Consider the following 22,877-nt stretch of genomic DNA (forward strand, 5'->3'; position numbering starts at 1 on the left):
TCGTCGCCAGCGGCGCGCCGCCCTCGTTGGTGAGGCGTATATAGTCGGCGCCCATCCAAAGTGTCAACAACGATTTCGGTCTTTTTTGAATTTTTTGCGACGAAAGATTGCGGCGCCGATTTTCGGTAGCCGACTTCCGCGGCGGCATGGGGATAACAAAGCCGAACACCGCCACGGAGCCCTATTGCCGCCGCATTGCGGTTTGACACCAACGCCAACGAAGCTGGCGCAGCACCACTGGCGCGGCGCCTTATAAGAGACTGTAAGAGAGTCACTAAGAGAGCCACTAAGAGAGAAGTATGACTGGGGATCTCGGCCGAAGCCAGCCGCTTCGTTGACTTCGCCCGCCGTGACAGGCAAATGTCATGGCCACAACAAAAGCGACAAGCCGTCCCGCCCGGGGAAGAAGCAGCCTTTCTGGATGCCAGATACGGAAAATGTCATAGCCGAACTCGGCAACGAGCCGCCGCTGATTGCGGACGGTCGCAGTGGCCCGCCCGACCGGCGCGAGGTTTCGGCGCGCTGGCTGTCGGGCACTTTTCTTACCGGCGTGACGTCGAGCGTGCTGATGGGTGTGGCGCTGTTCGCAGCCCTCGACGGCCGTCAGCAATTGGCGACGCCGCCCGAAATCGCCGAACTGATCAGCCTTGCGAGAGGCGACGATTCCGGCGAGATCGCCAAGACCACCAGGCTGGTGGCGCCGCGCCAGATCGCCAAGGCCAAGGACCGCCGGCGAATGGAAGTGCCGATGGTGACCAAGGTCGGCGACCGCGATGTCATCCACACCATGCCTTTCGTGCAGATCAAGATGGCGCTTGCCGCCGGGCACACGACCAGCCGCGCCTATCCGCCTTTCAATCCGATGCAGGTGTTTGGCGACGACCGCGACGGCAATGCCGGTCAGCCGGCGACCGCCGCCGCAGGCCAGATCTATGGCGCCAAGGTCGAAAGCGAGTTGAGCCTGAAAACGGTCGATTTCCCAATCGAGACAGCAGCGTTCGACGAAAAGAGTGACTTGTCCGCCGACGAGGTGGAAAAGGTGGTGCGCGAGGCCGGCACGGGTCTGAGCGACGGCGCCGTGCAGGTCGCGTCGCTGCATTATGTCGACCCGCAGCGATTCGGCGATGCATTCGCCGAGAGCATGGCCGGCTCCTACGACGTCAGGATCGTTCCGGAAAACGTCTCGGTGTCGCCGCGTGCTGCCCCCGACGATCAAGCGCCGGCCTTCGCCGAGGAGATCATCCCCTTCACCAGGGACCGCAACATCGTCGAGGCCTTCGCCGATTCGGGCTATACCGGCGAGGACGCCACCGGTATGGCCGAGGCGATCGCCAAATTGCTGAATGCGACAGCGCTCAAGGCGGGAACCGTGCTGCGCGTCGGCCTCGAGATCCATGGCGACGCCGCCAAGGTCGTTCGCACCGGCATCTACGACAGGGCCCAGCATATAGTCACCATCGCGCTCGATGATCACGGCCAATATGTGCCGGCGCAGGAGCCGGAGCCCAATCCCGAATTGCTGACCGCGTTCGATGATTCGCCGCCGGTGGTGGTGCGCGGCAATCTGCCGAACGTCTATGACGGCATCTACCGCGCCGCCTACTCCTACGGCATGTCCAAGGCGATGACCAAGCGGCTGATCAAGCTCCTGGCGTCCGGCGTCGATTTCCAGTCGCGGCTCAATCCGTCGGACCGCATCGAGGTGCTGTTCTCGCAGCCGGATGGCGACGACCGGGCATCCGACGAATCCGAGCTGCTCTATGTCTCGGCGAGCTTCGGCGGCACGACGCGCAATTTCTACCGGTTCCAGATGCAGGACGGCAGCACCGACTATTTCGACGAGGACGGCCGCAGCGCCCAGCAATTCCTGCTGCGCAATCCCCTGCCCGCAGGAAAATTCCGCTCCGGCTTCGGTGCCCGCAGGCATCCGATCCTCGGCTATGTGCGCTTGCATACCGGCGTTGATTGGTCAGCCGCCATCGGCACGCCGATCATCGCCGCCGGCAACGGTGTCGTCGAGAAGGCCGGCTGGGCCGGAGGCTATGGCAAACAGATCATCCTCCGTCACGCCAATGGCTACGAGACCTCCTACAATCACCAGAGCGCATTTGCCAAAGGCATCGCGCCGGGCGTGCGCGTCCGCCAAGGCCAGACCATCGGCTTTCTCGGCCAGACCGGCCTCGCCACCGGTCCGCACCTCCACTACGAGCTGATCGTCAACGGCACCAAGGTCGACCCGATGCGCGTTCGCCTGCCGGTCGGCAAGGTGCTGAAGGGCGACGACCTCGTCGCCTTCAAGCGCGAGCGCGGGCGCATCGATGATCTGCTCAAGCAGGAAGACAATGATTCGCTGAAGGTCGCGAGCGCCAAGATCGAAGGCTGAGCCGAGTTGGGCCTTTGCCGGCTGCTCAGCGCTGCGGAGCCTCGGATCCACGCGGCCATGGCAGTCGCTCGCCGGAAACAGTCGTCCACGCCACGATCGCCGAGAGCAGGCAAAGCAGCGCGGTCACCAAGGCGACTGCTGCGAACGCTGCGTCGCTGGCGGCAAGCCTTGCTGCATCGACATCCGGCGCCGGTTCGCCGAAACCCGGAATGCCGGATGCGGCACCGCTGTTCAGCGCTGCTGCATAGACCCAGGCCGCCAGTGACCCCATCGCCGCCACTGCGATCAGGCCGCCAATGCGCGAGACGGCATTGTTGATTCCCGAGGCAGCACCGGTATCCTTGTCCTCGACCGCCGTCATCACCGCCGTCGACAGCGGCGACACCACCAGCGCCATGCCGAGCCCCATCAGCGCCATCAGCGGAAACACCCCCCACCAGAAACTGTGGATGCCAGCATAGGCCAGCACGGCAAGCCCGGCAAAGGCGACAGCGACGACGAGACTGCCGCTGGCGATCGGAAAACGCGGACCGATCCGGTCGGACCACTGGCCGACCGGCCCCGACAACAGCGCGATCAAGACCGACAGCGGCAGGAAGATGAAGCCGACCTCGGCGGCGCTCAGCCCCCATCCGGCGATGAGCAGCATCGGCAGATAGAACAGGTTGGCCGACAGTGCGAAATAGAGGAAGAAGGTCGCCACATTGGCGCCGGCGAAGGCGCCGACCCGAAACAGCGAGAGATCGATCATCGGTTCGCGCTGCCGGCGCTCAAAGACAATGAACACGATGAGCAGCACCGCGCCGGCGGCAATGCTCGGGCCGGACATTTGCCCCTCGCCCTCTGCGCTCATCGAAGTCAAGCCGTAGGCAAGCGCTCCGAACGCCAAGGTGGCGAGTGCAGCGCCGCCGAGATCGAGGCTGCGCCATTCGGTCGGTGCGTCGGCCGGAACCTTGGCGAGCAGAAGATAGATCGAGACAAGACCAAGCGGCAGATTGACCGCGAAGATCACCCGCCAGATGCCGTCGCCGAAGGCCGACAAGACAACGCCGCCCAGCACCGGGCCAAGCGCCGTCGTCAGCGCCGAGGCTGCCGCCCAGATGCCGATCGCCCTGCCGCGCTCCTTCTTCGGATAGGCCTTGGCGATAATGGCGAGGCTGCCTGGCACCATGATGGCAGCACCGATGCCCTGGATGGCGCGAAACGCAATGAGCATTGGCGGGTTCGGCGCCACCGCGCAGGCAAGCGAGGCGGCAATGAACAGCGCGATGCCTGCCACGAAAGCATGCCGCAGGCCAAAACGGTCGCCGGCGGCGCCGCCAACAAGGATGAGTGCCGAAAGCGTCAGCGCATAGGCGTTTGAAATCCACTGCGCCTCGGCGAAACTGGCGCCAAGATCGACGCGGATCGCCGGCGTGGCGATGGCCAGGATCGAGCCGTCGATGAAGCCGAGCGCGGAAGCCAGGATCGCCGCGATCAGCACGAACCTGCGGCGCGATTGCGGGCAGAACGTATCGGCCGGCAGCGGCCTGACCAGGGGGACGGCTTCGGCGCCGACTTCGCTTGGAGAACGCATGAAGCCTGCTTAGACCTCCTATGCGCCGGCAACAACCGGCCAGAGGGTTGCTGTCGTTGAAACCAGAACAGGATCACGTCGCCCAAAGAGCCTGCTCCCGGGTTGACCCAGGACTGCGCGATGATTTGGGATAGGGCTCAGTCGATGAATTCCACCGTGACGCCCGGCGACACGATTTTTGCCAGTTCGCGCGCGTCCCAATTGGTCAGCCGCACGCAGCCATGACTTTCGGTCTTGCCGATCTTGGAGGGGTCGGGTGTGCCGTGAATGCCGTAGGTCGGCTTGTCCAGCGCAATCCAGACCGAGCCGACGGGGCCGTTCGGGCCCGGCGGGATGGTCAGGATCTTGTTGTTTTCGCCCTGCTTGAAATTGATGTTCGGATTGTAGGTGTAGTTCGGGTCGAGAGCGACCCGCGACACCGCATGCGTGCCGGTGGGTGAAGGCGTGTCAGCCGAGCCGATGGTGGCTGGATAGGCCGCGATCAGCTTGCCCGACGCGTCATAGGCGCGGGCCTGCTTTTTGCCCTTGTCGGCGATGATGCGTGCCACCGGCGTGGCCACCAGCCTGCCGAAATTGGCGACCTTGATGATCGTGCCGGGACGGTTGAAATTGGCTTCCGGATTGAGCGCCTTCAGATAGTTCTCGTCCATGTGGAACCGCTCGGCCAGCGCTTCGGTGACTGAGGTATAGCTCAGCCGTTCGAGTTGCGCCTTCTGGCCGTAGTCTTCCGGCACCGATGCGACATAGGGGCCGGCAGCATCCTCGGGCGTGATGCTGTAGGAGGCGAAGGCATCGCCGCCGGACTGCTCAAGCGCCGCCTGGATGCCGACCACATCGGTCGACCGCAGATTGCTGCCGGTGATCTCGTTGTAGGCGGCGAGCGCCTTGTCGACATTCGAGCCGAAGCGCCCGTCGACGACGCCGGGCGAAGCGCCGGCGCGGTCGAGCAGCACTTGCAGCGCCGCGACCTCTTGGCGTGCACCGAGTGAAAGCGACGGATCGACGACAATCTTACCGTCGATCTTTGGCGGCAGTGCCGCCTGGTCGCCCGGCTCCATCGGCTCGACCGGTTCGATCGCAGCCTCGTTGAGCGGCTGGCGCATGACGGTGCGCGGCTTTACCGGCTGCGGCGCTTCCGGATAATTGTTGCCATAGTTGCCACCATCCAGCGGTGCTTCGGGAAAAGCGTCCACCGGATCGCCGTAGGCATCATACTCGTCGACCGGCGGTACGACGATCAGGCCCTCCTCTTCCAATTGCCTGCGGCGCAAGCGCGCCTGGTCCTCCGGATCGTCGAGATAATAGCGGTCGTCCTCGACCGGTCCGAGATTGCGCAAGCCCTCGCGGCGGAGTGCGCGGCGATCGAACCTGGCCTGCGGCGGCTGGATGGCGAGCACCTTGCCGGTTTCCGTATCGACGATGACGCGGTTTCCTCTGGCGTCGTAGTAGACGTCGAAATCGCCGTTCTGGGCGACCAGCACAGCATGGCTATCCGCGGCTCGGGCATCCGCGGCGCGGGCAGATCGCGGCGCGATGTCCTGCGTCGGCGCGGCCATTACACTCGAAGAAAGCAGCCCGGCGGCGAACGCCGAAAGGGTGAAGATCGTGCGGAACATGCTGGCCAAATTCTCCGGTCCGTAATTGCCGCCGCCCGGCGTTGTCTCTTTAGAGCGCCGCGCGTCCCTTCGGACGCGCAGGGACGCTCTAACACGTAAAAAACTCCGCATCATGCTTTCCGAAAATCCAATTCGATTTTCGGGCCTTTGCGGCAGGCGAACCCTTCGCCAGCAAATCAGTTGCCAACCATAAGGTTCCAACATGAACCGGGCATGAAGATGGCGGATTTCTGGCGGGCTGGAGCAAGAACACTAGCTGGCGGCGAATCCCAATTCCTTGCGCGCCTGCTTCGTCAGCTTGAGCACGACAAGGCGGTGGCTTTCGCGCAGATAGTCCTTTAGCGCGTCATCGTCCATGCTTTGGCTTGTCTGGCGCTGGATCCATTTCATGCCGCGTGAGGCAAGATAGGGCGCGGGCCGAAGGCCCGGCTGTTCCTTCAAGATGTCATAAGCGATGTCGGAGCATTTGAAGGTGACGAACGGCTCCTTGCCATCGCTCCAACCGCCGATCGCAAAGACCTTGGCTCCGACTTTCCAGACATGAGCACCGCCCCACTGGACGACATGGGTCGCCGACGGCAGCGAGGCGCAGAAGCTGTTGTAGTCGTCCAACGTCATCTGCGCCCCCGTTTAATTTTTTGATTGTGCGGCGGCCTCGAAAATCAGGCCGCCGCCTCGGTCGCTACGATCGTCGGCTTCGACCGGAAGTTCAACCGGTCGGAACCAGCGGTGACCTTGACGGTCGAACTGTCGAGGATGTCGCCGAGCAGGATCTTCTCCGCAAGCGGATCCTGAAGGTCCTTCTGCATCACCCGCTTCAACGGCCGCGCGCCATAGGCCGGATCGTAGCCCTTGGCGGCCAGCCAGTCGATCGCCTCCTGATCCAGCGAAAGCGTGATCTTGCGATCTGCGAGCAGGCTTTCCAGCCGCTTGAGCTGGATCTCGACGATGCGGCCCATATCCTGCCGGCGCAGCCGGTGGAACAGGATCACCTCGTCGACGCGGTTGAGGAACTCCGGCCGGAACGACGCCCTGACGACTCCCATCACCTCGTCGCGCACGACATCGACGTCCTGGTTCTCGCCGAGGTTGACCAGATATTCGGCGCCGAGGTTCGACGTCATGATGATCAGCGTGTTGCGGAAATCGACCGTGCGGCCCTGCCCGTCGGTCAGGCGGCCATCATCGAGCACCTGCAGCAGCATGTTGAACACGTCCGGATGCGCTTTCTCGATCTCGTCGAACAGCACGACCTGATAGGGCCGGCGTCGCACCGCTTCAGTCAGCGCGCCGCCCTCCTCATAGCCGACATAGCCGGGAGGCGCGCCGATCAGCCGGGCGACCGAGTGCTTCTCCATGAATTCCGACATGTCGATGCGCACCATGGCGCTCTCGTCGTCGAACAGGAAGCTGGCAAGCGCCTTGGTCAGTTCGGTCTTGCCGACGCCCGTCGGTCCGAGGAACATGAACGAACCGATCGGCCGATTCGGATCCTGCAGGCCGGCGCGTGCGCGGCGCACCGCTTTCGACACGGCCTGCACCGCCTCGCCCTGGCCAACGACACGCTTGCCGATTTCGTCTTCCATGCGCAGCAGCTTGTCACGCTCGCCTTGCAGCATCTTGTCGACGGGAATGCCGGTCCAGCGCGACACGATGTGGGCGACGTGATCGGGGGTGACCACCTCTTCGACCATGCCGACCTTGCCGTCTTGTGCCTCGGCCTGCGTCAGCTTCTTTTCGAGTTCCGGAATCTTGCCATAGGCAAGCTCGCCGGCGCGCTGGAATTCACCTTTGCGCTGGGCGATGGCGAGCTCGTTGCGCGCTTCATCGAGCTGTTTCTTCAGGTCGGCGGCGAGCCCGAGCTTCTGCTTCTCGGCCTGCCACTTCGAGGTCAGTTCGGTCGATTCCTCTTCCAGGGCGGAAAGATCCTTTTCGAGCCGGGCGAGCCGGTCCTTCGACGCGTCGTCCTTCTCGACCTTCAGCGCCTCACGCTCGATCTTGAGCTGCATGATGCGGCGGTCGATCTCGTCCAGCGCTTCGGGCTTCGAATCGACCTGCATCCGCAGCCGCGACGCGGCCTCGTCGACAAGGTCAATCGCCTTGTCCGGCAGGAAGCGGTCGGCGATGTAGCGGTTGGACAGCGATGCTGCCGCGACCAGCGCCGAATCCGAAATGCGCACCTTGTGGTGCTGCTCGTATTTCTCCTTCAGGCCGCGCAGGATGGAGACGGTGTCTTCCACCGTCGGCTCATTGACGAAGACCGGCTGGAAGCGGCGGGCAAGGGCCGCATCCTTCTCGACATGCTTGCGGTATTCGTCGAGCGTCGTCGCGCCGACGCAGTGGAGTTCGCCGCGTGCCAACGCCGGTTTCAACAGGTTCGACGCATCCATAGCGCCATCCGCCTTGCCGGCGCCGACCAGCGTGTGCATCTCATCGATGAACAGGATGATGCCGCCGGCCGCAGCGGTGACTTCCGAAAGAACCGCCTTCAGCCGCTCCTCGAATTCGCCGCGATATTTGGCGCCGGCGATCAGCGATCCCATATCGAGCGCCATCAACTGCTTGTCCTTGAGCGATTCCGGCACGTCGCCATTGACGATCCGCAACGCCAGCCCTTCGGCGATCGCCGTCTTGCCGACGCCGGGTTCACCGATCAGCACCGGATTGTTCTTGGTGCGGCGCGACAGCACCTGGATGGTGCGGCGGATCTCGTCGTCGCGGCCGATGACCGGGTCGAGCTTGCCGGCGCGACCGTCGGCGGTGAGATCGCGCGCGTACTTCTTAAGCGCATCATAGCCCTGCTCGGCGCTCGCCGAATCGGCGGTGCGACCCTTGCGGACGTCGTTGATCACCTGGTTCAGTGCCTGTGGCCTCACGCCGGCCTTGGTCAGGATGTCGGCGGTCTTGGCGGATTTCTCGACCGCCAGCGCCGTCAGCAGCCGCTCGACCGTAACGAAGCTGTCGCCGGCCTTCTTTGCCAGTTCCTCGGCGGTCGAGAACACTTTGGCCAGCGGTTGCGCCAGATAGAGCTGGCCGTTGCCGCCCTCCACCTTGGGCATTGCCTCAAGTGCCGTCTCGACGCCCAGCTTGACGTCGCGGACGCTGCCGCCGGCGCGCTCGATCAACGACGCTGCCAGGCCCTCGTCGTCGTCGACGAGCACTTTCAATATATGTTCGGGGGTGAATTGCTGGTGGTTGCGCGAGAGCGCCAAGGTCTGCGCCGACTGGATGAAGCCGCGCACGCGCTCGGAATATTTTTCAAGGTTCATATCTGTCTCCTTCCGTCACCGGCCCGCTTTGCGGCACCGGATCAGATTGCGGTGACGGACCCGCCCGTTCGAGCCGGGTCCTGTTCACGCGAGATATGGGGCGCAATCCACGGACCCTCAAGACGTCCCGATAACGGCGGACTTAATATTCCCCGGGGGGGGCGCAGATACAAAAACGGCGGAGATTTCTCTCCGCCGTCCAGGAATGTCTGGGCCTTGCTCGATCAGTTGTTGACGTCGACGATGGTGGGCTCGCCACCGGCGTCTTCCGCCGGAGCAGCATTCACGTTATCGCCGCCAGCATTGTCGTTACCGCCATCCACCTGATCAGCCACCTGATCAGCATTGACGCGCGGACGGCGCGGACGCCTGGGGCGGCGGGCAGCGCCGCTTTCGGCGGCGGCTTCGTTCATCTCGGCCCGGGCAGCCAGAGCCGCTGGCGAAAAGCTTTCGAACTGCGGCGCGGGTTCGGCCACAGAAACAGGCTCGTTCGGAGACACAGCTTCCGCCTGCACGGGGGTTTCGTTCTGAACCGGTCTCTCGTTGCGCCGGTTCTGATCGCCGCGCTGTCCGCCCTGCTCGCCGCGCGCACCAAATTCGCCGCGCTGGCCGTTCTGGCCGTAGCCGCCATTGGGGCGACGGTCGCGATGGCGGTTGTCTCGCCCGCCGGCATCGCGCCCACTGGCATCACGCTCACTGGCATCACGATTGTCACGGCCGTTTTCCTGGTTGAGCGTCAATTCAGCCGGCGTGCCGTCGATGACCGGCTGCGGGCCTGCACCGTGGTTGACCACCGGAGCCGCAGTCTCGCCGACATTGCTGTTGCCGCCATTGTCGAACTCGTCGCGATCTTCGTCGCCGTCATCGTCGAAATCGTCGCGGTTCTGCTGAGCGCTCTGGATCGGCAGCTGCGCCTGCGCGGCAGCGATGATGCGATTGTAGTGCTCGGCGTGCTGGAGATAGTTTTCCGCCATCACCCGGTCGCCGGAGCTCTGCGCGTCACGGGCAAGGGTTGCGTATTTTTCGGCGATCTGCTGAGCCGATCCGCGGATCTTCACGTCCGGACCGTTGCTCTCGTAATTGCGCGTCAGGGGATTTGGACCCTTGCGGTTGTTGTTATTGTTGTTGCCGCCGCCATTGTTGTTGCGACCGCGCATGCGCCTGTTCTGCTGTTGTGGCCTCATTCGACTCTCTTCATTTTGAAATTTTTCGAAAACTTTTCACGAACGGAGGCGCTCATGCAGCCAGCCGTTTCGTCTCTTCACCGGCGTTCGCCCGCATCGATTGCGTTGGCGCCACGTCTCATCCTGTTCCGGTTACATCACTTGCCGGACGATCCCCGCACGAAGCTTGGGCGTCGTTTGCACAAGAAGGCAGCTATTTCCAAGGAAACCGAATCGCTAAGAGCACTGCCTGCTTCGTCTCATCCGGTTAAGGCGACCCTAGCCGCATTCCCCGGCATTGCCAAGCGCTTTTTTTGCACTGCATCACGGCCTTGTCAGTTCAAAGATCAGAACCCTCTCGTTTCCGCCAAAGTCGCGGAATACCCCCGCCGGCATATAGCCGGCTGCGGAGAAAACGCCCGTGACCTCTTTGCGCTGGGTGTGGCCGATCTCGACCGCAATCCTGCCCTCGGCTTCCAAAAAAACTGCCGCCTCGGCGGCGATGATCCTGTAGGGACTCAGACCGTCCACGCCGCCATCAAGGGCTTGGCGTGGATCGAAACCGCGGACTTCGCCCTGCAGATTTTCGATGTCTATGGACGCTATATAGGGCGGGTTGGCGGCAATTACATGGTATCGGCCAAAAACTTTTTCGAACCAGTCGGATTCGAGCACCTGGAACCGGTCGGCCAACCCCAATTCCCCTGCATTGCGCATGGCGGTCACCAGCGCGCCTGGCGAAATATCGACACCGGTGGCGACCGCCGCCGGAACGGCGCTGAGCAGCGCCAGCGCGATGGCGCCGGTGCCGGTGCCGAGATCGAGGATGCGGCACTCGCCTTGCCGTTCCGCTGTCGCCTTCACGAAGGGCAGCACCGCTTCGACCAGCGTTTCGGTGTCCGGTCGCGGCTCCAGCGTTTCCGGTGACAGCGACAGGCGCAAGCCATAGAACTCGCGATGGCCGAGGATGCGATGCACCGGCTCACCGGCAACCCGCCGCCTCAAGGCTGCATCGATCGCGGCAATCGCGCCGGCATCGACACTGCATTCGGGATCGGCGATGGCTTGTGTGCGGGTCGTACCGGAAAAATGTTCGACGATCAGCCTCGCATCCAGCGCCGGATCGGCGACTGCGGCCGCAGCAAGGCGTGCCCGCGCCGCCTTCAGCAGCAGCCCTAGCCTACTGGGCAGACTGTCAGCCATCGAGGCCGATATCGGCGAGCAGCTTCGACTGGTGATCGGCGATCAGCGCGTCGATGATCTCGTCGAGTTCGCCCATCATCACCCGGTCGAGCTTATAGAGCGTCAGATTGATGCGATGGTCGGTGACGCGGCCCTGCGGGAAATTATAGGTGCGGATGCGCTCCGAGCGATCGCCCGAACCGACCTGAGATTTGCGCGATTCGGAGCGTTCCTCGTCAGCCTTGCTGCGCTCGAGGTCGTAAAGCCTGGCGCGCAGGATCTGCATGGCTTTGGCCCGGTTCTGGTGCTGCGACTTCTCCGCCTGTACGACCATGATGCCGGTCGGCAGATGGGTGATGCGCACTGCCGAATCGGTGGTATTGACGTGCTGGCCGCCCGAACCCGAGGCGCGCATCGTGTCGATGCGGATGTCTTCGGCCCTGATGTCGATGTCGACCTCTTCCGCTTCGGGCAGCACGGCAACCGTCGCCGCCGAGGTGTGGATGCGCCCGCCGGCCTCGGTCGCCGGCACGCGCTGCACACGATGCACGCCGGACTCGAATTTCAGATGGGCAAAGACCCCCTTGCCCGAAATCGTGGCGATGATTTCCTTGTAGCCGCCGACCTCGCCCTCGCTGGCCGACGCCGTCTCGAAACGCCAGCCGCGTGCCGCGGCATAGCGTTCGTACATGCGAAACAGGTCGCCGGCAAAGAGAGCCGCCTCGTCGCCGCCGGTGCCGGCGCGGATTTCGAGGATGGCATTCTTGTCGTCGGCGGCATCCTTGGGCAGAAGCAGGATCTGGATGTCCTTCTGCAGCGCTTCGATGCGTTCCTTGACCTCCGGCAGATCGGCCTCGGCCAATGCCCGCATTTCGGCATCGGTGCTTTTGTCGGCGAGCATCGCCTGCAGGTCGGCCTGTTCATGCTCGGCGGTGCGCAGCGCCCTGATCTTAGCCACCATCTCCTGCATGTCGGCATATTCCGACGCCATCTTGACATAGGCGTCCGCCGCCGGCCCGGTCGACATTTGCGCTTCGAGCATGTCGAAACGCTTGACGACTTGATCCATGCGGTCGCGGGGCAGGTTGATCATGGTCCTGGAACTTCGATAAGATTCACGTCAGGGCGAGCCGAAAATGACGAGTTTCAAGAACCGGAGCGGAATGTACAATTAGGTACATGAGCACCGGAAGCGCAGAAAATCGACATTTGCAGGCCGCCCTCACGTGAATTTACAACGGAATGGAGCGGTCGTCGGCAAAGGCCTGCAGCAGCGCCCGCATCGGCAACCCCTGGGCCGGCGCCATGAGATTGTCGTCGAAGAACGCTTCCAGCTCGGCCAGCGGCAGTTCCGTCAGCATCGCCTTGACCGGACCGATCGAGGCCGGCGACATCGAGATCGATCGGTAGCCAAGGCCGATCAGCGCCATCGCCGAGATCGGCTTGCCGGCCAGCTCGCCGCACAAGGTCACCGGGGTTTGATTGCGCACCCCGGCGTCGGCAATCTGCTTCAGCGCGCGCAGGAACGGCGTCGACAGCACATCGAAGCGGTCGGCGAGCTGCGTGTTGCCGCGATCGACCGCCATGACGAACTGGAACAGATCGTTCGAGCCGACCGAGACGAAATCGACGGCCTTCATCAGCTCATCGAGCTGGAACAGCAGCGAAGGCACTTCCAGCATGGCCCCGAGCTTCAGGCTGGTCGGCAGATGATGGGCAAAACGCGACAGATGCCGCACTTCGCGATCGATGATTTCGCGCGCCTGGGCGATCTCGCCGAGCTCCGTCACCATCGGCAGCATCAGCTTCAGTTCACGCCCGCCGCATGCCTTCAAAAGCGCTCGGATCTGGGTGCGCAACAGGCCCGGCCGGTCGAGCGTCAGGCGGATGGCGCGCCAGCCGAGCGCCGGGTTCTCTTCCTGGATCGTGTCCTTGAAGTAGGGCAGCACCTTGTCGCCGCCGATATCGATGGTGCGGAATGTCACCGGCTTGCCACGCGCCGCGTCGAGCACGTCACGGTAGAGCCGTTCCTGGGCTTCCGCCCGCGGAAAGGTCGAGGCGACCATGAACTGCAGCTCGGTGCGGAACAGGCCGATACCGGCGGCGCCGGCCTCGGCAAGCTGCGGCAGATCGACGGCCAGGCCCGCATTCATCAAAAGGTCGACCTGGACGCCGTCCTTGGTCATCGACGGCTTCTTGCGCAGCTCGCGATAGACCTCCTGCCGCCGCGCCCGGAAGCGGACCTTTTCGGCATAGGCGGCTTCGAGGTCCGGCTGGGGGCGCAGGTGGATGGCGCCTTCTTCGCCGTCGACAATGATGGCGTCGCCGTTTTCCGCCATGGAAACGGCGCCCTTCATCTGGCCCGCAACCGGTATGCCCATGGCCCGCGCCACGATAACGACGTGGCTGGTCGCTGCGCCGTCCTCCAGCACCAGCCCGCGCAGCTTGTCTCTGGGATAATCGAGCAGTTCGGCGGCCCCCATCGAGCGGGCGACGATGATGGCGTCCTTCGGCAGCGAGACCGCGACATCGTCCGGCCCGCGCCCCATCAGCTGGCGCAGCAGCCGGTTGGCGAGATCGTCGAAATCGCTCATCCGCTCGCGCAGATAAGGATCGGTCATGTGCAGCATGCGGGCACGCATGTCGCTCTGCACTTTTTCCACCGCCGCTTCCGCCGTCAGGCCGTTGCGTACCGCCTCTTCTAACCGGCGCACCCAGCCGCTGTCGTTGGCGAACATGCGATAGGCTTCGAGCACCTGGCGGTGCTCGCCCTCGAAGGCGACTTCGCGGCGTTCCAGCATGTCGTCGATAGAGAGCCGGAGCGAACCGAGCGACGCATCGAGCCGCTTGATCTCCTCATCGCTGTCCTCGTTGAACAGATTGGTGACGACGATGCGCGGCTCATGCAGCACGACATGGCCAAGTCCGACGCCCTCGTTGAAGGACAGGCCGGTAAAGCTCACCGGGCGGCGCAGATCGAGTTCGAGGCCGGGCCGGGTCAGCCGGGCAAGGTCGCCGGTGGCGATCATCTCGGCGATCACCATCGCCGTCGTTTCCAGCGCCTCGACTTCGTCGTCGCGATAGTGGCGCATGGTCTTGTTCTGGACGACCAGCACACCGAGCGTGCGCCCCGCCCTGAGTACCGGCACGCCGAGGAAGGAATTGTAGATCTCCTCCCCGGTCTCCGGCAGATAGGCGAAGGCTGGATGTTCCTGCGCGTTGGAGAGGTTGAGCGGCCGTGCCGAGGCCGCGATCGTGCCGACGAGGCCTTCCCCCAGCCTGAGCTGCGCCAAATGGACGGCCTTCGGATTCAGGCCCTCGGTGGCATAGAGTTCGAGCACCGAATCGGCGCGCAGCACGTAGAGCGAGCACACTTCAGCGACCATATTGGCGGCGATGTCGCGCACGATGCGGTCGAGCCGCTCCTGCGGCTCCAGCGGCTCCTGCATGAGCTCGCGGAGCCGTTTCAGCAAAACGCGCGGGCCACTGGCCGTATCACGCATCGCGGCTTGTTCTCCAATGGACATTATGCCCGCCGCAGTTTCTCCCGCGGCCGGCGCTCACGCAACAACTCAAATAGAGCGGCGTCGGTCCAATTGGACCCACAAAGGACGCTCCAAGACTTCGAACTGCTGCATCGTGCTTTCCGAAGATCGACCTCCGATTTCCGGACCGAGCAGTCTGCTACTGCTTATCCAGACCGTAGATGGAATGCAAAGTGCGAACAGCAAGTTCTGTGTAGGGACCGTCGATCAGGATCGAAATCTTGATCTCGGATGTGGTGATCGCACGGATGTTGATCGATTTGTCGGCCAGCGCCTTGAAGGCGGTGGCAGCGACGCCGGCATGGCTCCTCATGCCGATGCCGATGACCGAGACTTTCGACATGCCGGCTTCCGACTGCACGACGTCGTAGCCGATCGTGGTCTTCAGCCGCTCGAGCACGGCAAGCGCCTTGTCGACATCGCCGGACGGCACGGTGAAGGTCATGTCGGTGAACTTGCCGTCCTCGGAAATGTTCTGGACAATCATGTCGACATTGATGTTGGCTTCGGCCAGCGGCCCGAAAATGCCGGCGGCGACGCCGGGCCGGTCACCGACACGGCGCAACGAAATCTGCGCTTCGTCCTTGGCGTAGGCAATTCCGGTGACGACCTGCTGTTCCACGATCTCTTCCTCGTCGCAAATAAGCGTTCCGGGCGGATTGAGCAAATCCCCCATTCCGGGCGCGTCGGGATCGTCGAAGGACGACCGCACGAAAGTACGCACCCTGTGCACCATGGCAAGCTCGACCGAGCGTACCTGCAGGACCTTGGCGCCGAGCGAGGCCATTTCAAGCATTTCCTCGAAGGAAATCTTGGCCAGCCGCCGCGCCTTCGGCTCGATGCGCGGGTCGGTGGTGTAGACCCCGTCGACGTCGGTGTAGATGTCGCAGCGGTCTGCCTTGACCGCCGCCGCGATGGCGACAGCACTGGTGTCGGAACCGCCGCGGCCGAGCGTCGCGATGCGGTTGTCCGGCCCGATGCCCTGGAAGCCGGCGATCACCGCCACCTGGCCCTCGCCGAAGCGCTTGATCAGGAATGCGCCGTCGATGTCGAGAATGCGCGCCGCGCCATGCGCATTGTCGGTCTTGATCGGGATCTGCCAGCCTTGCCAGGAACGGGCATGGACGCCCATGTTCTGCAGCGCGATCGCCAGCAGGCCGGCAGTCACCTGCTCGCCGGAGGCAACGACGGCGTCATATTCGCGGGCATCGTGCATCGGCGAGGCTTCGCGCGTCCACTGCACGAGCTCGTTGGTCTTGCCGGCCATCGCCGAGACGACCACCGCGACCTCATGGCCGGCATCGACCTCGCGTTTGACATGGCGCGCCACATTGCGGATGCGGACGATGTCGGCGACGGAGGTCCCGCCGAATTTCATCACGATGCGCGCCATGGAAGCGAAATGCCTTTGACTGGGTGCCGAAACGGCGGCCGAAAAATGGAAACGGAGCGTCGGGCTGGGCCAGCCGCTGAATTCGCGGCCTCCTTAGCCAAATGCTTTGGGTTTCGCAAGGCGTGCCACCGCTTGCCCCCTGCTTGCCCCCTTAGGCGACGAAGGCGACATACGAACGCAACGCGCCTACCCGAACGCCTGTCGCAGAGGCGCAGCTGGCAACAGCCGAAATTTGCTGCCTTGACATTCGCCGGCTCTCGACCGACTTCCTAGCGCACCAGAGCGCGATCAGCAAAAGTGGTATCCGGTTTTGCGCCCGATCGCGCTCTGAATTTTTGAGTCTGCGGGAGACCACACGATGCCAGAACCCCGACGATCGACGATCGATGCCGGAGAAGTGGAGCGTTTTTCCGCTCTTGCCGCCGAATGGTGGAATCCGAACGGCAAATTCCGCCCGCTGCACAAGTTCAATCCGATCCGGCTTGCCTATATACGCGACCAGGTGGCGGCGCGCTTCGGCCGCGACCCGCGCGCGGCGCGGCCGTTCGAGGGCCTGCGCATCCTCGACATCGGCTGCGGCGGCGGGCTGTTGTGCGAGCCGATGGCGCGGCTTGGCGCCGAAGTGGTCGGCGCCGACGCATCCGCCACCAACATCGAAGTGGCCAGGTTGCATGCGGCGGAGGTCGGCGTGACGGTGGATTACCGTGCCACGACAGCAGAGGACCTGGCTGACGCCGGTGAGAAATTCGACGTCATCCTCAACATGGAAGTGGTCGAGCATGTTGCCGACATCGACCTGTTCGTGGCCAAATGCGGCGAGATGCTCAAGCCCGGCGGCATCATGGTCGTCGCCACCATCAACCGCACGCTGAAGGCGCTCGGTCTGGCCATTATCGGCGCCGAATATGTGCTGCGCTGGTTGCCGCGCGGCACCCACCAGTTCGGCAAGCTGGTGCGGCCAGACGAGTTGGAAAAGGCGCTTGCCGGCGCTGGCCTGACCATCATCGACCGCACCGGCGTCACCTACAATCCGCTCGCCGACCGCTGGCAGCGTTCGAAGGACATGGACGTCAACTACATGGTTCTGGCAGAGAAGGCACCCGCCTGAACTTTCTCACGACGCCTTTTCACGCCGCCACCTTCTCACCCGTCTGACTTTGCGTCTTCGGGGCGATCGGGCTTTGCGCCTTGGTGGTGATGAACACGCCGGCGACAATGATGGCAGCGCCGGCCCAGGTCAGCAATTGATAGTGCTCGCCGAGAAACATCGTCCCGGCAAACAATCCGACCGCCGCCGCGACATAGCCGATCTGGCTGAGATAGACCGGGCCGCCGACCGCCTGTAGCCGGAAGAAGAAAGCGAACATCGCCGCGGCTGATGCGACCTGCCCGACGACGACCAGCGGCACGCCGGCGAGCAGGGCGAACGAACCGCCGCCCTGCAGCGTGAAGATGCCGCAAACAAGCAGCGCGGCCGATGCCAGATGGCTGCCGACGGCAAGCTCGATCGGTCCGGTCCCTAGCGGCCAGTCGACCGTGCGGTAGATATTGCCGGCGGCAAGGCTGACCGGAATGAGCAGCCCCGCCGCCACCCAGAAAAATTCGGCCGGCTGGCCAGCCTCGCCGCGCGTCACCGCCACCATGACAGCACCAACGAAGCCGACGGCAATGCCGACGACCCCAAGCAGATTGGGACGCCGGACGCCGAGCAGGATCGAAAACACCAGTGTAACCACCGGCGACAGCGTGAACATGATACCGGTGTAGCCGGCGCCGAGATGCGGAATGGCCGAGAACATCAACAGATTGGGGAAGGCGTAGGACACCGCTGCGGTGACGAAGAAATAGCGCAGCCGGTGCGGGGTGAGCCGGATGCGCTGCCCGCGCAGCAGCAGGACGCACAAAAGCACGCCGCCGGCGCCGAGCGAGATGACGAGGGCCCAGACCATGGCCGAAACGCCGGCCGCCGTGGCGATCTTGCCGAACGGCAGCGTCAGGCCGAGCAGGCCGCCGGTGACGAGCAAAAGACCGAGCGCTGAATCCCAGAGAAATTTCATAACGAACCTTATTGTCCTTGCGGCTCTCGTCTTTGCGGGCCCTTGGCCAGCACTGTGACTCAAGCTAAGATAATACAAAGATTCTTGACATCAAGATATTTAACGGTGAGATAGATGGATCGCGCCGCGAAAGCGATCGAGCAGTGGAAAAGACAACGGCCGGACCTGGATGTCTCGCCGATGGCCGTGCTCGGACGGTTGAACGAAGCCTCGTCGCTGATAGCGCGAGAACGCCTCGCTCCGCTGTTTGCCCGTTTCGGACTGCAATCCGGGGAATTCGACGTGTTGGCGACGCTGCGCCGTTCCGGATCACCTTACGCGCTGACGCCAACCGCCCTCTATGAGGCGACGATGGTGACGTCGGGCGCCATGACCAATCGGCTCGACCGGCTTGAGAAATCCGGATTGATCAAACGCGGGCCGCATCCCAACGACCGGCGTGGGGTTGTCGTGCAACTGACCGATAAAGGGCTGGCACTGGTCGATGAAGCGGTTGCCGCCCATGTCGCCAACGAACACGAGATACTTTCCGGCCTGACGCGCGCCGAACAGGACACACTTGCTCGCCTGCTTGAGAAATTGATCGGCAGCGTAACCTAGTCAGTCAGTTGCGGTCGTCGGGGAAACTTGGGATCGGCATGAATTCGACGCCGTCCTCGGCCAGACTCTTGGCCTCCTCCAGCGTCGCCTCGCCATAGATGCCGCGCGGATCGCTCTCGCCGAAATGGATCTTGCGCGCCTCCTCGGCAAACTTGTCGCCGACATAGTCGGCGTTCTCGCGCACCTTCTCGGCCATCGCCTTCAATTGCGCCAACGCCTGCTTCTGGGCCTCGCCCATGGCGAGCGCGATCTTTTCTCGGCTGCGCCCGGTGGAGACGGCCGGCGCCATCAACGCCTTCTCGACCTTGTGCGAGCCGCAGGTCGGGCAATCGACGAAGCCACGCTTCTTCTGGGTGTCGAAATCGTCGTTGCTGCGAAACCAGCCTTCGAATTCATGCTCGTGGTCACAGATCATTGAAAAGCGAATCAAGACGCCGCACCCCTGAGACTTTGCGCCTCGACCGGAGTGGCGTTCACGGCGAAGTCGCGTGAATTTTTCAGATTCGGGATCTTCTTGCGCGCGGCGGCCGACTGCGCCGGGTCGATCTCGGCGATGATCACCGCCGGTTCGTCATGCGCCGCTTCGGCGACGATACGGCCCCAAGGATCGACGATCAGCGAATGGCCATAGGTCTCGCGGCCGTCCTCGTGCAGGCCGCCTTGCGCCGCGGCAACGACATAGGCGCCGTTCTCGATGGCGCGCGCCCGCAGCAGCACATGCCAATGCGCCTCGCCGGTCTGGCGGGTGAAGGCGGCTGGCACCGACAGCAGGTCAGCGCCGGCCAGCGCCTCGGCGCGGAACAGCTGCGGAAAGCGCAAATCGTAGCAGACGGCGAAACCCAGCTTCGCCCCATCGATCCCGGCGCCGCTGATCTCGGTGACGACGGCCTCGGTGCCTGGCTCATAGGCGGCGGATTCGCGCCAGCTTTCGCCATTGTCGAGGTCGACGTCGAACATGTGGATCTTGTCGTAGATGGCTAGTGTCGCGCCATCCGGCCCGAACAGAAGCGCGCGGTTGGCGAGCTTACCGTCGGCGCGCAGGATGGCGGTCGAGCCGATCTGCAGGAAGACGCCAAGGTCTTTCGCCAGCTTTCGCGCGGTCGAGACGATGATGTCCTTGTCCTCGGACGTGAAGGCGGCGGCCCGCGCCTGGCTGTCGCGGACCAGCGCACCGGTCATTTCCGGCGACTGGATATAGGTCGCACCCTGGCCCGCGGCCTCGCGCACCAGCCGCTCCAGATCAACCGCGTTGCGCTCGGGGCTGGTGCCCGAACGCATCTGGATCGCCGCCGCCTTGAAAGCACCCATCGTCATGTCCTCAATTTGTCGAGCCATTGGCGAGCAGACGGTCCAGCCGGCCCTCCGCCTCCAGTTCGTGGAGATCGTCACAGCCGCCGACATGCGTATCGCCGATGAATATCTGCGGAAAGGTCGAGCGGCCATGCGCGCGGGAAATCATTTCCCGGCGCAGTTCCGGCGAGAAGGAGGCGTCATGCTCGGTGTAGGCGACACCCTTGCGCTCGAGCAGCCGCTTGGCCGCCACGCAATAGCCGCACATCATCCGTGTATAGATCGTCACGTCGACCATCGGTCAGCAATCCTGCCTTTTCCCAATCTATATAGTCGCGGACTCGTCAGCCCGAAAGTCCCCCGGCAGCACGCGCGCAAAGGTCAGCACGTCGACCGTCCCGGCACCGCCCTTCTTCAGCGCCTTGGCGACGGCGCGGACAGTGGCGCCGGTGGTATAGACATCGTCGATCAGGAGCACCCGGCGGCCGGCGATCTCGATCTCGGCCTCCTCCGGCACTCTGAAGGCGGCACGCACATTCTCCTCGCGTTCCCGCCGCTCCAGCCCGACCTGCTGGCGGGTGAGTTTGACGCGCCTGACCGCGGAGGGCGCAAAAGGCAGCCCGCCAAGCTGCGATACCGCCCTTGCCAGTTCCGCCGACTGGTTGAACTGACGCCTGAAAAAGCGCCGCCAGTGCAGCGGCACCGGCACGACCACATCGGCTTCCGCGATCAGTTCGGCACCGGCGCGCAGCATCCAGCGAGCCATCCATGGCGCCAGATCAGTGCGGTCCTGGTATTTCAACCCTTGCACCATCTGGCGGGCGACACCGGAGTAAGCGACCGCGGCCCGTGCCCGCTCGAAGGGCGGCGGGTCGGCGATCGCCTCGGCCGACAGGAACCCCTCGCCCATGTGATGGGTGAACGGCGTGCCCATCACAGGGCACCATGGCCGCTCCAGAAGCCTGAGTTTCGGCCAGCAGGCGCCGCACAGCACGCCGGGCTGCGAGACATGCCGTCGGCAACCGGCGCAAACCGGCGGAAACAGGATGCGCGCCGGCCAGTCCAACGCCTTTCGAGCGACACTCTTGATATCCGGCATTGGATCGGCCACGTGGTTCTTTCTCCGCCACCCTATATCAGAGTGCGGAAACCAGGAACTGTCAGTTGCAACCTATAGTCGATACCTCTCTCTGGCTGGCGCACAAGCGCCGGGCCCTCGCCAGCCCGGCTGCCGGCGCGGACTTCCTGATGCGTCGGGCCGCCGAGGAACTCGCCGACCGGCTGGGCGCGGTGGAACGCAAATTCGACAGGGCGGCCGTCCTGTTTTGCCAGACGCCGGCGGCGGTCGACGTGCTCGCGACAAGCGGCAAGGTGGCGGACATCGTGCGCGTCGAGGCGGATGCGGCGTTCCTGGGTGACGGAGCGGGGGGCGATGGAGCGGGGGGCGATGCCGCGGGACTGGTGGCGCCGCTGGAAACCGTGCCGTTCGAGCCGGAAAGCCTCGACCTCGCGGTGTCGCTTTTGTCGCTTCAGGCAATGAACGACATTCCCGGCATGCTGGTGCAGATCCGCCGCGCACTGAAGCCGGACGGTCTTTTCCTAGGCGCTTTTGCCGGCGCCGGCACGCTTTCCGAGCTGCGCGAATGCCTGCTCGCCGCCGAGACCGAGCTTTATGGCGGCGCCAGCCCGCGCGTCATCCCGTTCACCGATGTGCGCGACGCCGGCGCGCTTTTGCAACGCGCCGGTCTGGCCTTGCCCGTCGCCGATGTCGAGACGGTGACGGTGCGCTACGATTCCCTGTTCGGCCTGATGGCGGACCTGCGGGCGATGGGCGAGACCAGCGCGCTCATCGACCGCAGCAGGCGACCGGCCACACGAAAGCTGTTTGCCCGCGCCGCCGAAATCTATGCCGAACGATTTTCGGATGCCGATGGCCGCGTCAGGGCGAGTTTTCCGATCGTCTGGATGTCAGGCTGGGCGCCCGACGCCTCGCAGCAAAAACCGCTGAAACCGGGCTCGGCAAAACTGTCGCTGAAGACAATCCTGGAAAATCCCGGCCGGCGCTGACCGGTTTATTATGGACGCGGCTGGTCGGTTACTGCGCGAAAGCCTTCACAAGCTTGCTGGCATTGTCGCTGAACAGCCACGTGATTGCGTCGGCGACCTTGCCGACGCCGCCTACGATGGTAAGCGACAGCACGGCCACGATCAGCCCATATTCGACAGCCGTCGCGCCGGTCTTGTCTTCCCAAAATCGTTGCAGCAATGTTTTCATGGCCGTCGATCCCGCTTGCCGGAACCCTAGCGCGGACCTGTTAAGAAAGGTTAATAACACAGGCTTAACAGGCGATGAAAGCACCGCTTTGGCCGGTGTCAGCAGTCGCCGCTGCGCTGGCCATTGTCGCGTATCACGCAGATCGAAGTGGGCAGCGGCTGCAGCACGCTCCTGCGCAGCGTGTAGGTATCACGACGGCCGGTCGAGCCCGTGCTCCCAATCGAACCCGTGCTTTCAACCGACCCTGTGCTCATCCTGTCGAGGCCGCCGGCAAAATCGTCGCGGGCTGATCGCGTCCGGTTGTCGAGCAAGGGCGTGGCGATCAGGGCCAGCGCCACCGCGGCTGAGCCGAACAAAAGCGTGATCCGCAATATTCCCATGCCGGCAGCCTTAAAGCTGCGGTCGGGTCGGATCGAATCCCAGTCCCTGTCGAGGCTCATGCAACCGCCCTCCGGCGAAGGCCTGGACATGACCTTCCTTCGATTTCTGGCGTCATTTTTTCACGGCCAGATAAATCTTCCATTAACG

General features: G+C 63.8%; 20 protein-coding genes. 4 read left to right on the plus strand and 16 right to left on the minus strand.

The features are described from left to right. The first annotated feature begins 421 nt into the window (after positions 1-421). The gene (locus tag AC0L2A_RS29455; protein WP_023797309.1) at positions 422-2,383 is read left to right on the plus strand and encodes a M23 family metallopeptidase; all 1,962 of its coding nucleotides are present in this window, start codon (positions 422-424) and stop codon (positions 2,381-2,383) included. A gap of 25 nt (positions 2,384-2,408) precedes the next feature. Here the strand turns inward: AC0L2A_RS29455 and AC0L2A_RS29460 are convergent, their stop codons facing one another. The 9 genes from AC0L2A_RS29460 to AC0L2A_RS29500 all read right to left on the minus strand — a co-directional run bounded on the left by AC0L2A_RS29460 (position 2,409) and on the right by AC0L2A_RS29500 (position 16,127). Continuing rightward, positions 2,409-3,959, minus strand: a complete 1,551-nt coding sequence (locus tag AC0L2A_RS29460; RefSeq protein ID WP_473611789.1) for an MFS transporter — start codon at positions 3,957-3,959, stop codon at positions 2,409-2,411. A gap of 137 nt (positions 3,960-4,096) precedes the next feature. After that, the gene (locus AC0L2A_RS29465; protein WP_091600064.1) at positions 4,097-5,575 is read right to left on the minus strand and encodes a L,D-transpeptidase family protein; all 1,479 of its coding nucleotides are present in this window, start codon (positions 5,573-5,575) and stop codon (positions 4,097-4,099) included. A 252-nt stretch (positions 5,576-5,827) separates the two neighbouring features. Further along, on the minus strand, positions 5,828-6,193 hold the full coding sequence (locus tag AC0L2A_RS29470; protein WP_027153335.1) for an MmcQ/YjbR family DNA-binding protein: 366 nt from the start codon (positions 6,191-6,193) through the stop codon (positions 5,828-5,830). A gap of 44 nt (positions 6,194-6,237) precedes the next feature. Beyond that, on the minus strand, positions 6,238-8,844 hold the full coding sequence (gene clpB, locus AC0L2A_RS29475) for an ATP-dependent chaperone ClpB (RefSeq protein WP_473611791.1): 2,607 nt from the start codon (positions 8,842-8,844) through the stop codon (positions 6,238-6,240). 224 nt (positions 8,845-9,068) lie between these two features. Then, the gene (locus tag AC0L2A_RS29480; protein ID WP_473611792.1) at positions 9,069-10,028 is read right to left on the minus strand and encodes a DUF4167 domain-containing protein; all 960 of its coding nucleotides are present in this window, start codon (positions 10,026-10,028) and stop codon (positions 9,069-9,071) included. Between the two features lie 303 nt (positions 10,029-10,331). After that, a complete protein-coding gene (gene prmC, locus AC0L2A_RS29485) occupies positions 10,332-11,210 on the minus strand; it encodes a peptide chain release factor N(5)-glutamine methyltransferase (RefSeq protein WP_091600069.1) in 879 nt (292 codons plus the stop codon). Beyond that, on the minus strand, positions 11,203-12,282 hold the full coding sequence (gene prfA, locus AC0L2A_RS29490; protein WP_473611794.1) for a peptide chain release factor 1: 1,080 nt from the start codon (positions 12,280-12,282) through the stop codon (positions 11,203-11,205). The genes prmC and prfA overlap by 8 nt, the downstream gene beginning before the upstream one ends. Positions 12,283-12,421: 139 nt before the next feature. Next, a complete protein-coding gene (gene ptsP / locus AC0L2A_RS29495) occupies positions 12,422-14,692 on the minus strand; it encodes a phosphoenolpyruvate--protein phosphotransferase (RefSeq protein WP_023797302.1) in 2,271 nt (756 codons plus the stop codon). Positions 14,693-14,873: 181 nt separating this feature from the next. After that, the gene (locus AC0L2A_RS29500) at positions 14,874-16,127 is read right to left on the minus strand and encodes an aspartate kinase (protein WP_091600071.1); all 1,254 of its coding nucleotides are present in this window, start codon (positions 16,125-16,127) and stop codon (positions 14,874-14,876) included. 358 nt (positions 16,128-16,485) lie between these two features. Here AC0L2A_RS29500 and ubiG point away from each other — a divergent pair, with 358 nt between their 5' ends. Beyond that, the gene (gene ubiG / locus AC0L2A_RS29505; RefSeq protein ID WP_091600073.1) at positions 16,486-17,235 is read left to right on the plus strand and encodes a bifunctional 2-polyprenyl-6-hydroxyphenol methylase/3-demethylubiquinol 3-O-methyltransferase UbiG; all 750 of its coding nucleotides are present in this window, start codon (positions 16,486-16,488) and stop codon (positions 17,233-17,235) included. A 19-nt stretch (positions 17,236-17,254) separates the two neighbouring features. Here the strand turns inward: ubiG and AC0L2A_RS29510 are convergent, their stop codons facing one another. After that, complete coding sequence (locus tag AC0L2A_RS29510; protein ID WP_473611795.1) at positions 17,255-18,184, minus strand: DMT family transporter; 930 nt, start codon at positions 18,182-18,184, stop codon at positions 17,255-17,257. A gap of 114 nt (positions 18,185-18,298) precedes the next feature. On the opposite strand from AC0L2A_RS29510, the gene AC0L2A_RS29515 reads away from it, so the two are divergent. After that, positions 18,299-18,784 (plus strand): MarR family winged helix-turn-helix transcriptional regulator, encoded by a 486-nt coding sequence (locus AC0L2A_RS29515; RefSeq protein ID WP_473611797.1) that lies wholly within the window; start codon positions 18,299-18,301, stop codon positions 18,782-18,784. 4 nt (positions 18,785-18,788) lie between these two features. Here the strand turns inward: AC0L2A_RS29515 and AC0L2A_RS29520 are convergent, their stop codons facing one another. From AC0L2A_RS29520 to AC0L2A_RS29535, 4 genes are read right to left on the minus strand one after another with little or no spacing between them, the layout of a single operon-like run. Then, positions 18,789-19,214, minus strand: a complete 426-nt coding sequence (locus tag AC0L2A_RS29520; RefSeq protein ID WP_473611798.1) for a DUF1178 family protein — start codon at positions 19,212-19,214, stop codon at positions 18,789-18,791. Next, on the minus strand, positions 19,211-20,092 hold the full coding sequence (locus AC0L2A_RS29525) for a carbon-nitrogen hydrolase family protein (protein ID WP_473611799.1): 882 nt from the start codon (positions 20,090-20,092) through the stop codon (positions 19,211-19,213). Before AC0L2A_RS29525 ends, AC0L2A_RS29520 begins: the two co-directional genes overlap by 4 nt. Positions 20,093-20,102: 10 nt before the next feature. Further along, positions 20,103-20,372: a glutaredoxin 3 gene (grxC, locus tag AC0L2A_RS29530; protein ID WP_473611801.1), complete on the minus strand. Its 270-nt coding sequence runs from the start codon at positions 20,370-20,372 to the stop codon at positions 20,103-20,105. A 27-nt stretch (positions 20,373-20,399) separates the two neighbouring features. Further along, positions 20,400-21,185, minus strand: a complete 786-nt coding sequence (locus AC0L2A_RS29535; protein WP_023797292.1) for a ComF family protein — start codon at positions 21,183-21,185, stop codon at positions 20,400-20,402. Positions 21,186-21,238: 53 nt separating this feature from the next. On the opposite strand from AC0L2A_RS29535, the gene AC0L2A_RS29540 reads away from it, so the two are divergent. Continuing rightward, positions 21,239-22,141 carry a methyltransferase domain-containing protein gene (locus tag AC0L2A_RS29540; protein WP_473611802.1) on the plus strand — a complete coding sequence of 301 codons (903 nt, stop codon included), beginning with the start codon at positions 21,239-21,241 and terminating at the stop codon, positions 22,139-22,141. 28 nt (positions 22,142-22,169) lie between these two features. Here AC0L2A_RS29540 and AC0L2A_RS29545 read toward each other — a convergent pair whose 3' ends face one another. Further along, entirely contained in the window at positions 22,170-22,349 is a 180-nt protein-coding gene (locus tag AC0L2A_RS29545; protein ID WP_023797290.1) for a Flp family type IVb pilin, read from the minus strand. A 98-nt stretch (positions 22,350-22,447) separates the two neighbouring features. Then, a complete protein-coding gene (locus AC0L2A_RS29550) occupies positions 22,448-22,789 on the minus strand; it encodes a hypothetical protein (RefSeq protein WP_473611803.1) in 342 nt (113 codons plus the stop codon). Positions 22,790-22,877 lie beyond the last annotated feature (88 nt).

It is taken from the genome of Mesorhizobium sp. WSM4844 (genome assembly GCF_055811775.1).